This is a genomic window from Methylobacterium sp. E-066 (genome assembly GCF_022829635.1).
Taxonomy (GTDB): Bacteria; Pseudomonadota; Alphaproteobacteria; order Rhizobiales; family Beijerinckiaceae; genus Methylobacterium.
This window is the reverse complement of sequence record NZ_JAKSYO010000092.1, coordinates 137570-151970: the sequence shown is the minus strand read 5'-3', so window position 1 is coordinate 151970 and position 14401 is coordinate 137570. Positions and strand designations below refer to the sequence as shown.

The 14401-nt window shown below is 70.2% G+C and carries 10 protein-coding genes; 7 read left to right on the top strand and 3 right to left on the bottom strand.

Translation table 11 applies throughout. The features are described from left to right. Nucleotides 1-619 precede the first annotated feature (619 nt). Nucleotides 620-3310 carry an alanine--tRNA ligase gene (gene alaS, locus MKL20_RS12190; protein WP_244036871.1) on the bottom strand — a complete coding sequence of 897 codons (2691 nt, stop codon included), beginning with the start codon at nt 3308-3310 and terminating at the stop codon, nt 620-622. A gap of 325 nt (nt 3311-3635) precedes the next feature. On the opposite strand from alaS, the gene MKL20_RS12185 reads away from it, so the two are divergent. The 5 genes from MKL20_RS12185 (at nt 3636) to MKL20_RS12165 (ending at nt 8180) form a co-directional block, all read left to right on the top strand. Continuing rightward, nucleotides 3636-4802 (top strand): transglycosylase SLT domain-containing protein, encoded by a 1167-nt coding sequence (locus tag MKL20_RS12185; RefSeq protein WP_243972882.1) that lies wholly within the window; start codon nt 3636-3638, stop codon nt 4800-4802. A 181-nt stretch (nt 4803-4983) separates the two neighbouring features. Next, a complete protein-coding gene (locus MKL20_RS12180; RefSeq protein ID WP_409568145.1) occupies nt 4984-5523 on the top strand; it encodes a response regulator in 540 nt (179 codons plus the stop codon). Nucleotides 5524-5598: 75 nt separating this feature from the next. Further along, on the top strand, nt 5599-6528 hold the full coding sequence (locus MKL20_RS12175; protein ID WP_243972886.1) for a transglutaminase family protein: 930 nt from the start codon (nt 5599-5601) through the stop codon (nt 6526-6528). Nucleotides 6529-6592: 64 nt separating this feature from the next. Next, on the top strand, nt 6593-7411 hold the full coding sequence (locus tag MKL20_RS12170; RefSeq protein WP_243972888.1) for a transglutaminase-like domain-containing protein: 819 nt from the start codon (nt 6593-6595) through the stop codon (nt 7409-7411). 130 nt (nt 7412-7541) lie between these two features. Next, nucleotides 7542-8180: a L,D-transpeptidase gene (locus MKL20_RS12165; protein WP_243972891.1), complete on the top strand. Its 639-nt coding sequence runs from the start codon at nt 7542-7544 to the stop codon at nt 8178-8180. A gap of 69 nt (nt 8181-8249) precedes the next feature. Here the strand turns inward: MKL20_RS12165 and MKL20_RS12160 are convergent, their stop codons facing one another. Further along, entirely contained in the window at nt 8250-8618 is a 369-nt protein-coding gene (locus MKL20_RS12160; protein WP_244036869.1) for a hypothetical protein, read from the bottom strand. 180 nt (nt 8619-8798) lie between these two features. After that, the gene (locus tag MKL20_RS12155; protein WP_243972896.1) at nt 8799-9287 is read right to left on the bottom strand and encodes a phasin; all 489 of its coding nucleotides are present in this window, start codon (nt 9285-9287) and stop codon (nt 8799-8801) included. 220 nt (nt 9288-9507) lie between these two features. On the opposite strand from MKL20_RS12155, the gene MKL20_RS12150 reads away from it, so the two are divergent. After that, nucleotides 9508-12177, top strand: a complete 2670-nt coding sequence (locus tag MKL20_RS12150; RefSeq protein ID WP_244036868.1) for a PAS domain-containing protein — start codon at nt 9508-9510, stop codon at nt 12175-12177. A 269-nt stretch (nt 12178-12446) separates the two neighbouring features. Beyond that, nucleotides 12447-14393 carry an acetate--CoA ligase gene (gene acs / locus MKL20_RS12145; protein ID WP_244036867.1) on the top strand — a complete coding sequence of 649 codons (1947 nt, stop codon included), beginning with the start codon at nt 12447-12449 and terminating at the stop codon, nt 14391-14393. Nucleotides 14394-14401: the final 8 nt, after the last annotated feature.

The following is a 14401-nucleotide window of genomic DNA, read 5'->3' as shown; positions in this document are numbered from 1 at the left end:
GGGCCTGCTGCAGGGTTGGCTGGCCGCGCTGCTGGCGGCCCAGGCCGGCGCCGCATTCGCCGTGGGATTGGTCGTCTTGCTCGGGATGCGGCGGTGAGCGTCTCGAAGCGGCCGGACCGTGCGTCCGCGTATCGTGCAGAGGTACGTTGCTTACACATCTGCGGACGAAGCGCGGGTCCCCTCGCCCCGCTTGCGGGGAGAGGCCCGCACGGACCTCATCGTCCGTGCGGGAAGCGCAGGCGAAGCCGGAGCGGCGGTGAGCGGGCGGTTCAGAACGAGGCGCGCGTCCGGAACCGCCCCCTCAGCCTCGGCTGCCGCCTCGCTTCGGCGACGACGAGGTCGCCGAAGCCCTCTCCCCGCAAGCGGGGCGAGGGGATACCCGCACCGATGCTGGAGCCGAAGCACGGGCCGTCGCGCAAAAAGGGCCGAACTCGATCTGTGAATCCGCTAGCCCGCACGGGAGAGGGGGCGCGTCGCGGTATGCACCAGCGGCTGCGCCTTAAACCTGTGTGGCTCGTAGGCTTCAAGAAGCTTTGAGCGTTCTGGAGCCCTCCTTCGAGGGCTTCGCTGCGCTACGCCCCCTCACGATGAGGCCGCGGGTGGGACCTGCCGCCCGGCCTCACGCCGCCTCGGTCAGCGCCTGCTCGATCGCGTCGAGCGCCGCTTCCGCGCCGGCGCCGTTCGGGCCGCCGGCCTGGGCCATGTCGCGGCGGCCGCCGCCACCCTTGCCGCCGAGCGCGCCGGCCCCGGCCCGGACCAGGCCGACCGCGTCGTAGCGGCCGGTCAGGTCCTCGGTGACGCCGACCACCAGCCCGGCCTTGCCGTCGGCGGAGACACCAACGATCGCCACGATGCCGGAGCCGAGACGCTTCTTCTCCTCGTCGATGATCGGCTTGAGGTCGCGCATGTCGAGGCCCTCCACCACCGAGCGCCGGAACGCCACGCCGCCGACCTCGCTCTGACGTGACGAACGACCCGAATCGGGGTCCGAAGACCCCATCGCCAGCTTGCGGCGGGTGTCGGCCAGCTCTCGCTCCAGGCGGCGCTTCTCTTCCATCAGAGCCGTGAGGCGGTCGGGCGCCTCCGTGACCGGCGCCTTGAGAATGCCGGCCAGCGCAGCCAGGGTGCGGGCCTCCTCGGCCCGGTGGTGGCGGGCCGCGTCGGCGGTGAGCGCCTCGATCCGGCGCACGCCGGCACCGACCGCGCTCTCGCCCACGATAGTGATCGCCCCGATATCGCCGGTGCGGCCGGCATGGGTGCCGCCGCACAGCTCGATCGAAAAGTTCTTGAGCCGGGCGCGACCGGTCTCGGCGCCGTCCGCGTCCACCGGCAGGCCCATCGAGACGACCCGGACCTCGTCGCCGTACTTCTCGCCGAACAGCGCCCGGGCGCCCGACGCGATGGCGTCGTCCACCGCCATCAGCTTGGTCACCACCGGGGCATTCTGCAGCAGCACCGCGTTGGCGATGTCCTCGACCCGGGCCAGTTCCTCCGCCTCGATCGGCTTCGGGTGGCTGATGTCGAAGCGCAGCCGCTCGGAACTGACCAGCGAGCCCTTCTGGGCGACGTGATCGCCGAGCACCTGCCGCAGGGCCTCGTGCAGGAGGTGGGTGGCCGAGTGGTTGGCCCGGATCGCCCTGCGGCGGGCATGGTCGACCTTCAGTTCTACCGGCTGGTCGAGCCCAAGAATCCCCTCCTCCACGCTGACATGGTGGACGAACAGGTCGCCGAGCTTTTTCTCGGTGTCGGTGACGCGGACCTTCAGGCCGGCGCCCAGGATCAGGCCGGTATCGCCGACCTGGCCGCCGGATTCGGCGTAGAACGGCGTCTGGTTGACCAGGACGAGGCCGGTCTGCCCGGCCTCCAGGCTCTTCACCTCGGCGCCGTCGCGCAGCAGCGCGGTGACGATGCCCTCGGCGGCCTCGGTCTCGTAGCCCAGGAACTCGGTGGCGCCGACGCGCTCGCGGATGCCGAACCAGACCGTCTCGGTGGCGGCCTCGCCGGAGCCCTTCCAGGCCTCCCGCGCCGCCTGCTTCTGGCGCTGCATCGCGGCGGTGAACGCCTCCGTGTCGACCCCGATGCCCCGGGCCTTGAGGGCGTCCTGGGTGAGGTCGAGGGGGAAGCCGTAGGTATCGTAGAGGGTGAAGGCGGTGTCGCCCGAGAGCTTGTCGCCGGCCTTGAGCTCCCGGCTCTCGGAATCGAGGATCGACAGGCCGCGCTCCAGGGTCCGGCGGAAGCGGGTCTCCTCCAGCTTCAGGGTCTCGCCGATCAGCGCCTCGGCGCGCATCAGCTCGGGGTAGGCCTGGCCCATCTCGCGCACCAGCGTCGGGACGAGGCGATACATGGTGGGCTCGCGGGCGCCGAGGATCTCGGCATGCCGCATGGCCCGGCGCATGATCCGGCGCAGCACGTAGCCGCGGCCTTCGTTGCCCGGCAGCACACCGTCGGCGACCAGGAAGGAGGAGGCGCGCAGGTGGTCGGCGATCACCCGGTAGGACGCCATCGTGGCGGGCTCGGGCGCCCGCGAGACGGCGTGGGCCACGGCGTCGATCAGCGCCTTGAACAGGTCGGTGTCGTAGTTGGAATGCACGCCCTGGAGGATCGCCGCCATGCGCTCCAGGCCCATGCCGGTATCGATCGAGGGCCGCGGCAGCGGGTTGCGCACGCCGGGCTCCAGCTGCTCGTATTGCATGAACACGAGGTTCCAGAACTCGAGGAAGCGGTCGCCGTCCTCGTCAGGGGAGCCGGGCGGGCCGCCCTGGAGCGCCGGGCCCTGGTCGATGAAGATCTCCGAGCACGGGCCGCAGGGGCCGGTATCGCCCATCTGCCAGAAATTGTCGGAGGTCCCGATCCGGATGATCTTGTCGTCGGAGAAGCCGGCGATCTTTTTCCACAGGGTCGCGGCCTCGTCGTCGTCGGCGTAGACGGTGACGAGCAGCCGGTCGGGCTTGAGGCCGAATTCCTTCGTGATCAGCGTCCAGGCCAGCTCGATCGCGCGGTCCTTGAAGTAGTCGCCGAACGAGAAGTTGCCGAGCATCTCGAAGAACGTGTGGTGGCGCGCCGTGTAGCCGACATTGTCGAGGTCGTTGTGCTTGCCGCCGGCGCGCACGCATTTCTGCGCCGTGGTCGCCCGGTCGTAGGCGCGCTTCTCGACGCCGGTGAAGACGTTCTTGAACTGCACCATGCCGGCGTTCGTGAACATCAGCGTGGGGTCGTTCTTCGGGACGAGGCTCGACGAGGGCACGGGCTCGTGTCCCGCACGCGCGAAGAAGTCGAGGAAGGTCGACCGGATCTCGTTGACGCCGCTCATCGGGGCAGAACTCTAAGCTGGGCTCAAGGGACTGGGCCGCCACCCGTTTCGAGCGCAACCCGCATGGCGTCCTCTTAGAGCCGTTCCCGATCGCGTAGCAATCGCGAAGGGCGCGCAAGGCCTTGCAAGGCCTTGGATGAGACGCACCCCGATTGCGAGGGGCGCGCTCGCAGAAGGCGATCCGGCCCGGGGGGCCGACACGGCTGCCGCGAAATCTCCCCAGCCGCCCCACGGCCGCCACAAGCACGGCCGTGTTGTCGCCACATCTGTCAAGCGATGGTGTGTCCAAGGCGCCATCACCGGCGCGTGAGGAATCGGGTAGACGATGCAGGGCCGCACGGTCGGATCGCCGAGGAACGTCACGGGCAAGCAGGGCCGGTTCGGGTCCGGCCGGGCCGATGCCATCACCGCACAGCCCATGGTCGGCCGTGCCCACGGGAGCGTCCCGGCGCTGGCTCGCTCGGTGCTCACCGTTTCGCTGATCGCCGGCGGGCTGAGCGCCGCCCTGATCGGTTCGGGGATCGACCTCGGCAAGGTCGGCCTGAATCAGGCGGTGTCCTCAGCGCAGGCCGCCACCGAATTGCCGATGCCGCGCCCGCGGATCCACACCGTGGCGCTGAGCGAGGAGCTGGAGCGGACCCCGCTGCGCGCCTCGGCGAGCTTCGCCGCGGTCCACGACCTCGACACCGCCGTCGGCTCCAACGGCGTCGACCGCGTCTCCTACGATTTCCTGCTCTCGGAGAGCGCCGGCGGCGACCCGAACGACATCCTCGAATTCGGCCCGATGAAGATCCGACGCCACTTGGTGCAGACCATCGTGCGCGCGGCCCAGGCGGTCCAGACCGATCCCGTCCTGCTCATGGCGGTGGCCGACAAGGAATCGAGCTTCGTCACCGCGGTCCAGGCCAAGACCTCCTCGGCCACCGGCCTCTATCAGTTCATCGAGCGCACCTGGCTCGGCGTGGTGCGCGATTTCGGGCCCCGCTACGGGTTGGCGAAGGAGGCGGCTTTGGTCACGGCGGATGCCAACGACCGGCCGGTGATCACGGATGCCGCCGACCGCGCCCGGGTGCTGGAGCTGCGCCGCGATCCCTACCTGTCGGCCCTGATGGCCGGCGAGATGCTCAAGCGCGATGCCGGCCGCATCGCCCAGCGGATCGGCCGCGACCTCACCCTCGGCGAGGTCTACCTCGCCCACTTCCTGGGCGTGGAGGATGCCGGCGAGTTCCTGGCCAACGTCGTCAACAAGCCGGCCGCCGCCGCCGCCGGGCTGCTGCCCGGCCCGGCCCGCGCCAACCGCTCGATCTTCTTCGCCGCCGGGCGCTTCGTCGGGCGCGGCCGCCACCGCAAGCCGGCCAGCCTCTCGGTGGCGCAGGTCCACGAGAAGTTCGAGGCGATGATGAGCACGCGCGGCACGCGCTACCAGAACGTCCAGGCGGTCTCTGGGATCATGGCCTACGCGGATGCTGCGACCGGCATCGCCACGCAGTAAAGCCTCAGCGAGCGGGCGGCCAATTCGCGGCCCCGCGCGCAACTCCCGGCGTCCTGCCGACGTTCGTCCACAAGCGCCGCGTTCGTGTGCGGCGTGAAACGGAGACTTCCGGGGGACGTTCTTGAGAAAGCCTCTGTCGAGCACGGCTACGCCGCTCACTGATACGCTCTCGCCGAGCAGCATCCCGCTCGACCAGATCGGCCAGACGCTGGCGTCGATCTACGACGACCTCGTCTCGGAGGGCGTGCCGGAGCATCTCGCCGCCCTGGTCCGTCGGGTCCGGCAGAACGAGGCCGAGGCCGCCGCGCCGCGCGAGGCGTCGCCCATCCTGGCCGAAGGTCCGGCGCAGCGCCTCGCCCTGGTGGTCGAGGACGATCCCGAGATCCGCGCCCTGGCCGAAACCCTCCTCGAAGAGACCGAGCTCGACGTGATCGGCTGCGACAGCGCCGAGGCGGCGCTGGCCGTGCTCCAGGCGCGGGGCGGCGACGTGGCCCTGGTCTTCGCCGATGTCCGGCTCGCCGGCGCCATGGACGGGCTGCAACTCGCCCGGGCAGTCGCGACCCTGTGGCCCCGCGCCCGGCTGGTGGTCACCTCGGGCCACGGCATCCGCCGGCCGGATCTGCCGAGCGAGGCGGTGTTCATCGCCAAGCCCTGGCGGCCCTTCGACGTGCTGGTCGAGGCCGAGCGGGCGACCACGGATCCGGCGCCGCCGGTCACCTGAAACGGCGCCCGCGGCGTCGGGCCCGGCCCTTGCATTGACCGCCGACGTATCGGCGCGAGCCCGGAGCCCCTGTCTTTGCCGATCCTGTCCGTCCGTCACCGCACGGTTTACCGGTACCGGCGTCCGGTCGCCTTCGGCGAGCACCGGATCATGTTCCGGCCCCGGGACAGCTATGACCAGCGCCTGATCGAGGCGTCGCTCGAGATCACCCCCGAGCCCGCCGCCCTGCGGTGGATGTTCGACGTGTTCGGCAATTGCGTCGCGGTGGCGACCTTCGGGGGCCGCGCGGAGACGCTGACCTTCGAATGCGGCATCACCCTCGACCACACCCCCGAGCACGCGCCGGTCTTCCCGCTGGCGCCGCACGCGACGCATTACCCGTTCGGCTACGGCGCCGAGGACATGCCCGACCTGTCCCGGTCGATCGAGCGGCAATGGCCCGATCCGCGCCACGAGGTCGATGCCTGGGCGCGCAGCTTCATCCCCGCCCAGGGCCGGATCCCGACCCAGGAACTGCTCGCCGACATGACCCGGAGCGTGCGGGCGAACTTCACCTATCTCGCCCGCTCCGAGAAAGGCGTGCAAGAGCCGCTGACGACACTGCGCAGCAAGCGCGGCTCGTGCCGCGACTTCGCGGTGCTGATGATGGAAGCGGTGCGTGCGCTCGGCATGGCCGCCCGGTTCGTCTCCGGATACTTGTACAACCCGCGCAACGATCGGGCGCGCCATGTCGGCGGCGGCTCGACCCATGCTTGGCTGCAGGTCTACCTGCCGGGCGCCGGCTGGATCGAGTTCGACCCGACCAACGGGATCGTCGGCAACCGCGACCTGATCCGCGTGGCGGTGACCCGCGATCCGGCACAGGCCGTGCCCTTGCACGGATCGTTCTTCGGCCTGGCCAGCGACGACCTCGGCATGCGGGTGGATGTCGATGTGGTCGAACTGCCTGACGAAGAGGCAAAAACACGCGGCTTTCAGGCGCATCCGCCAATACTGACGCGTTGAAACAAGAAATCTGGATTGCGCATGCGGGGCGACCCGCCGAGGCGAGAGGACACAGGTGGCCGCGATGAAGATCAGGACCGGTTACGATATCGGCTTCAGCCTGACCCAGCCGACGCCCATGATCCTGATGCTGAGCGTCCATCCGTCCCGGATGCACGACCTGCTGACCCCGCAGGTGATCAGCTTCGACCCGTGGATCCCCGCCCACGAGTACCGGGACGTGTACGACAACGTCTGCCACCGCATCGTCGCGCCGCCGGGCCTTCTGACGATCTCGGCCGACTTCACGATCCAGGATTCCGGGCTGCTCGACGCCTACGTGCCCGACGCCCGGCAGATCCCGGTCCAGGACCTGCCGGACGACGTGATGATCTACCTGCTGGGCTCGCGCTACTGCGACACCGACAAGCTCGCGCAGACCGCCTGGTCGCTGTTCGGCAACGCGCCGGAGGGCTGGGCGCGGGTGCAGGCGATCGTCGCCTACACGCACGAGCGCATCCGCTTCGACTACCAGCGCGCCGACGCCACCCGCACCGCCCATGACGGCTTCATGCAGCGCGAAGGCGTCTGCCGGGATTTCGCCCATCTCGCCATCGCGTTCTGCCGGTGCATGAACATCCCGGCCCGCTACGCCACCGGCTATCTCGGCGATATCGGCGTGCCGATCGACCCGGCGCCGATGGATTTCTCGGCGTGGTTCGAGGCCTACCTGGACGGCCCGGAGGGCCCGCGTTGGTACACGTTCGACGCGCGGCACAACCGCCAGCGGATCGGCCGCATCGTCATGGCCCGGGGGCGCGACGCCACCGATTGCGCGATCTCGACCAATTTCGGCTACGCCCATCTGGCGCGGTTCGACGTCCATACCGACGAGGTCGGTTAACGATCGGAGACTGCCACGGGCGAGCCCGCTTACGTATTCCACCGTCAAACAAAATCTTCTTCGCGGCGTGGAACTGCCAACCTATGCTCACGCTTGTAATGGCAAAGGTTATCGCACAGGCAGGCACCCCATGAAGACCTCGGCCACCGCGCTCGCGGCGCTCCTCGCCGCAACTGTTCTTGCCGCCCCGGCGCTGGCAGCTCCGGCCTACGATCCCTTCGGCGCCAACGGTGCGGAAGAGTATTACTCGGATCCGGGCCAGTACGGCTATCAGGGCACCCCGGGCTACGGCCAGGGCGTGCAGGACGCGCCGCAGGCCCAGGTCCAGCCGATCCCCCGCGAGATCGTGGCGTTCAACGCCCCCTACGCCCCGGGCACGATCGTCGTCTCCACCGCGGAGCGCCGCCTGTACTTCGTGATGGGCAACGGTGAAGCCATCCGCTACGGCGTCGGCGTCGGCCGCCCCGGTTTCAGCTGGAGCGGCGTCAACACGGTGACCGCCAAGCGCGAGTGGCCGTCCTGGACGCCCCCGAAGGCCATGATCGCCCGCCGCCCCGACCTGCCGCGCTACATGGCCGGCGGCATCGAGAACCCGCTCGGCGCCCGCGCCATGTATATCGGCAGCACCGAGTACCGCATCCACGGCTCCAACGAGCCGGACACGATCGGCCAAGCCGTGTCCTCGGGCTGCATCCGAATGACCAACGACGACGTCACCGACCTCTACGAGCGGGTGAAGGTCGGCGCGAAGGTGGTCGTTCTGAACTGATCGTCTCTGTCTCAAGCGTCAGCTGCGTCGCCCTCGTCGGGCGGCGCGGCATCATCGTGCTCGCTTCCGTCAGGGCACCACGCGGCCGACCGCGGTCTGTGGCGGGCTGAACGAGGCGATCGGGAGATCGCAGAAGCAGCGTAATCCGAGCGGGCGCGGCCCCGGCAGCGGGCAGGAGAACGGCTTCGGCCCGGTCAGGCCCTGCTGCACGGCATCGCAATTGAGGCCGACCGGCTGCTGGCTCTCCCGGCGGCGCGGCGCCGGGCGGTAACCGCGCTCGTAACCCGGATCCTCGTAGCCCTGGGGCGGCCCGCCATAGCCCCCTCCACCATACTGCGCCCAGGCCGAGCCCGGGAGCGCGGCGGCGAGCGCCAGCGCGGCGACGGTGAGCCGGGACGGGGTCCGCAGCCCGGACCGGCCGTGTGTGTGGAGGCGCATGCCTGATCCTTTCGCGCGACGCAGGCGCATGATGCCTGCTCCGGTGCATAGCGATGACGACCGAGAGCCGAGCCCGATCGGGCTGGGCTCCCGCGGCTTCGATGCCAATACCGGCAAAAACGAGACGGCCCGCCTCCGGATACCGGAAGCGGGCCGCTGGTCCGATCGATGGGGCGACGTTCAGTGCGTCGAGCGGTCGGCGGCGTCCTGGACGTTCTGACCCGCCTGCCGGGCCGCATCCTGGCCCTGCTCCATGGCCTTGCGGGCCTCCTCGGTGCTCTGCTGCAGAGCCGACTTCGCGCGCTCGGCGCCCTGCTGCATCGCGCTTTGGGCGATGCCGCTGAACTCCTTGGCCTGCGCCTGGATGGCGGCGAACTGGCTGCGCACGAACTCGGCCTGGTGCTGCATGGCCTCCTGCACGTCGCGCGAGCGGACGAGCTTCTGCGCCAGGTCGAACGCGGCGTTCACGTTCTGCTCGGCGTATTCGAAACCGCGGGAGGACACGTCCTGCGCGTTGGTGCGGGCGACCTCGGCCGAACCCTGGACCGTGTCGGCGGTCCGGCGGGCGGCACCGATGAAGCTGTCGAAGGCCTTCCGGGCCTGCTCGACGCTCTTCTCGGCGAAATCGCGCATCTCGGTCGGGACTTCATAATTCGGGGGGTTACTCATAATCGTCTCCTCTCAATTCGGCTGTTAATGGCGCCTTGTGCACTGCACAATAACTGATTCGCCGCCATATGCCACCCGCGCCGCGTTCATTAAGGTTGACATGACGTAAACGTGTGACGGATGGCGCAAGAGTCCAGCGTCGCAACGCAGGTGCCTTTACAATAGGGGTACGGTTGCGCGTGTTTCTCGGGCAAAGCGGGCCGGGGACGAGGAATCGGGCGTGGGTTCGAGGTCGCGGGCTTTGCAGACGACACAGACATCGACCACCGGGGCGGCGGAGGCCAGCCTGGCCGCGGCCTTCGCGGCCTGGGCGCGCCTGCCGAGCCTCGCGGCCGCGTTGGCCGACCCGGACGCGCTCTATGTCGTGATCGATCCTGCTGACGGGCGGGTCCTGCTCGCCTCCCCGGCGGGGCAGGCGCTCGGCGCGGCGCTCGCTAATGCCGACACGGCTTCCCTGGCCCGCCAGGTCGCCCGGGCCCATCCGCACGACACCGCGCCCCGGCTCGCCCGCCTCTCGCTCGACGCCAGGCGGATCGCCCCGCCCGCGCTGTGCCAGGTGGTCAGCGGGACCCGCGACGACGGCCGACCGGCTGTCCTCGTGATCCCGACGGCCCCGGTGAAGCTGCCGCGCCTGCGGTCGGCAGCTCCGCAGGCGGAGGCAGCGGCGCGCGAATCGACGCCCGCGGCCATACCGGTCGCACTCTCGGGCCTGAACACGGGCGACCGCTTCCTGTGGCGCAGCGATGCCTCCGGCGCGCTGACGACGCTGACCGGTTCCGAGGGCCTCGCCGGCCTCGTCGGCCAGCGTTGGCAGGATCTGGCCGAGACCGGCCGGATCACCGGCGCCGACGGGATGTTCGCGGCCTTGCGCGACCGGAGCACCTTCCGCGCCGAGCCGGCCCGCCTCGACCTCGGCGACGGCCCGTTTCAGGTGGAACTGTCCGGCGCCCCGCTCGGGCGAGGAGATGCGGCGTTTTCCGGGTTCGGCGGCTTCGGGCTGGTGCGCAGCGTGCCGGCGGCATCGGTCCCGACGAAGGCGCCCGCCCCGATCGAACCGGCCGCATCTCCCGAAGAATCGCCCGAGGCCGTGCAGGCGCCCGTCGCTTCAGCCTTGTCCGCCCCGGGGCCAACCGAGCCGGCACCCGCGAGGGTCGAACAGGCGGCCGCCCCGGCGCCCATATTGGCCGAGACCCCGGTTTCGACCGCCCCGACCCCAGCCGAGCCCCAGCCCGCAATCGCCTTCGTCGAGCATCCGCCGCATGAGCCGGCGGAGCCGACCGATGCGCCGGCGCCGCCCACCCCCATGCCGGCCGTGCCGGAGCCTCCGGCCGCACGACCCGTCGAACAGCCATCGCTGTCGACCGACGAGCATGCCGCCTTCCGGGAGATCGCGCGGGCGCTCGGAGCCCGCTATGCCGGTGACGACGCGGCGGCCCCGATCCCGGCGCCCCGGGGCGGCGCGGTGATGCCGTTCCCCGGCCCGCATGCCGGCGTCGCGGAGGCACGTGAGGCCGCCGCGACGCGCGACCTCGATTTCCTGGCCGGGCTGCCCCTTCCGACCCTCGTGCATCGCGAGGGCGCGATCCTGGCGGCGAATCAGGCACTCCTGGAGATCACCGGCTATGCTGACGTTCCGGCCCTGACGAAGGCCGGCCTCGACCGGCTGTTCCGCGGCCTGCCTCAGTCGGACGGCCCGGATTCGGCCGCGCGCCGGACGGCCGTCGCGGCGGCAGACGGCAGCGCCCGCGCGGTTGAAGTGATGGGCGGCCCCTGCACCTGGGAGGGGCGCCCGGCGACCTGCCTGGTGCTGCGCCCCATCGACGAGGCGGATCCGGCCGGCGCACTCACCGCCGAGCGCCTCGCCCGCGCCGCGCAGGCGGAGCGGACCGCCGCCGCCGAAGCGGCCCTCGACGCGCTGGAGGCCGGGGTCCTGACCCTGGACGGCGCCGGCCGGATCGTGGCGATGAACCGGGCGGCCGCCGAGCTGTTCGGGTGTGATCCCCGGGAGATCGTCGGCGGCAGCTTCGTCGCCCTGTTCGATCGGGAGAGCGTGCTGGCGGTGGCCGATGCCCTGCGCGGCGCGGCCGGGGCGCCACGCCCGGTCTCGGTGGCTGGTCGGGCGCTGACGATCGGCGTCTCACCGGCCCGGGAGGACGGACGCCGGGTCGCCGTGCTGAACGCCGCGCCGGTGGAAACCCTGCCGACCGCCGAGCCGCCGCCGGCCCCCGCCTCGGGCCTCGACGGGGCCCTGGCGCGTCTGGACCGGGCCTTCCGGGGTCCGCTGAACGGGATGGTCGAGCTGGCCGACGCGATGCTCAAGGAGCCGTTCGGCCCCCTGGGGGACGTGCGCTATCGCGGCTGCTTGGCCCAGATCAAGACCTCGGGTGCGCTGATGCTGGAGCGCGTCGGCGAGCTTCTGGACCTCGCCACCGTCGAGGCCGGAGCCCTGCGGCTCGATCCGCGCCGGATCGCCCTCAACGACGTCGTCGCGGGTTGCGTGGCGCAACTGCAGGGTGAAGCGGCCCGGGGCCGGATCGTGGTGCGCACGAGCTTCTCCACCGGCCTCGACGACCTCGAGGCGGACGAGCGCTCTGTGAGCCGCGCCGCCTGCCTGGTCATCGAGCACGCGATCCGTCGCTCGGCGGCCGGCGGACAGGTCATCGTCTCGACCGGCTCGACCGAGAGCGCCGCGGTGGCGCTGCGGGTGCGGGATACCGGCGCCGGGGCGACCCAGGCCGCGTCCGGACCGGCCGGCGATGTCGAGGACGGCCTCGCTTTGCCCCGCGCCTTGGTCGAGGCCAATGGCGGGCGTCTCCAGCTGTCGGCGCGCCCGGAGGACGGCACGTTGGTGGAGATCATCATGCCGACGCGTCGCGCCGCGAACGGGTGAAAACGCGACGCGGTCGAGCTGTCTTACAAGTATTCGGAAACAGTCGGCCGCAGCTGACGGTTCGGCCGCCGCGCTCCGCTTGACAGCGCTTCGAGCGGGCTTCAATCAAGCCTTACATTGCGCCCAATTGAGTTCCGGGTCTGAGGATTCGGCTTGAGCGGGGCGGCGACGATATCGTCGTCGCACGATGTAGGCTACGTTACTTTGGAAGTCCTGGCTGCGCGGCCCACGCCGCGATACGATCGGGCACCAAACAGGGATGGAATGCCATGGAAGGCAAGGTCGTCGAGGTCCAGGCTGCGTGGCGTGAGGGTGCTCACGTCGACGACGCCCAATATCGTTCGCTCTACGAAGCGTCGGTCAACGATCCCGACGCGTTCTGGGGTGAGCACGGCAAGCGCATCGACTGGATGACGCCGTTCACCAAGGTCAAGAACACGAGCTTCGAGCCCGGCAAGGTCTCGATCAAGTGGTTCGAGGACGGCAAGACCAACGTCGCCTACAATTGCATCGACCGGCACCTGGAGACCCGCGGCGACCAGACCGCGATCATCTGGGAAGGCGACAACCCGGACGAATCCAAGCACATCACCTACCGGGAGCTGCACGCGCAGGTCTGCCGGATGGCCAACGTCCTGCGCAACCGCGGCGTCGGCAAGGGCGACCGCGTCACCCTCTACATGCCGATGATCCCGGAAGCCGCCTACGCGATGCTGGCCTGCGCCCGGCTCGGCGCGATCCACGCCATCGTGTTCGGCGGCTTCTCGCCGGATTCGCTGGCCTCGCGCATCCAGGGCTGCACCTCCAAGGTGGTCATCACCGCCGACGAGGGCCTGCGCGGCGGCCGCAAGGTGCCGCTGAAGGCCAATGTCGACGAGGCGATCAAGCGCTTGGGGAATGATCTCGTCGACCACGTCATCGTCGTGCGCCGCACCGGCGGCAGCGTCGCCATGGAGGCCGGCCGCGACGTCTATTACGACGAGGCCGCCGAGCAGGTGACCGACGAATGCCCCGCCGAGCCGGTGGAGGCCGAGCATCCGCTGTTCATCCTCTACACCTCGGGCTCCACCGGCCAGCCGAAGGGCGTGGTGCACACCACCGGCGGCTACCTGGTCTACGCCGCGATGACCCACCAATACGTCTTCGATTACCGCGAGGGCGACGTGTACTGGTGCACGGCCGATGTCGGCTGGGTCACGGGCCACAGCTACATCGTGTACGGGCCGCTCGCCAACGGCGCGACCACGCTGATGTTCGAGGGCATCCCGACCTATCCGTCGACCTCGCGGTTCTGGGACGTGGTCGACAAGCACAAGGTCAACATCTTCTACACCGCGCCGACCGCGATCCGCTCGCTGATGGGTGGCGGCGAGGGGCCGGTGAAGAAGACCTCGCGGGCCTCGCTGCGCGTGCTCGGCTCGGTGGGCGAGCCGATCAACCCGGAAGCCTGGGAATGGTACTACAACGTCGTCGGCGAGGGCCGCTGCTCCATCGTCGACACGTGGTGGCAGACCGAGACCGGCGGCATCCTGATCACCCCGCTGCCGGGCGCCACGGCCCTGAAGCCGGGCTCGGCGACCCGGCCGTTCTTCGGCGTGAAGCCCGAGATGGTCGATGCCGAGGGCAAGGTCCTGCAGGGTCCCTGCGAGGGCAATTTCTGCATCGCGGATTCCTGGCCGGGCCAGATGCGCACGGTCTACGGCGACCACGAGCGGTTCGAGCAGACCTACTTCGCGACCTACCCGGGCAAGTACTTCACCGGTGACGGCGCCCGCCGGGACGCGGACGGTTATTACTGGATCACCGGCCGGGTCGACGACGTGATCAACGTCTCGGGCCACCGGATGGGCACCGCGGAGGTGGAATCCTCCCTGGTCGCCCACCCGAAGGTCGCCGAGGCCGCGGTGGTCGGCTACCCGCACAACGTCAAGGGTCAGGGCATCTACGCCTACGTCACCCTCAACGACGGCGAGGAAGGCGACGACGCCCTGCGCAAGGAGCTGGTGACCTGGGTCCGCAAGGATATCGGGCCGATCGCCTCGCCGGACCTGATCCAGTTCGCCCCCGGCCTGCCCAAGACCCGCTCGGGCAAGATCATGCGCCGGATCCTGCGCAAGATCGCGGAGGACGATTTCAATTCGCTCGGCGACACCTCGACGCTGGCGGAGCCGGCCGTGGTCGAAGACCTGATCGAGAACCGGCAGAACCGACCCTGATCGGTCCG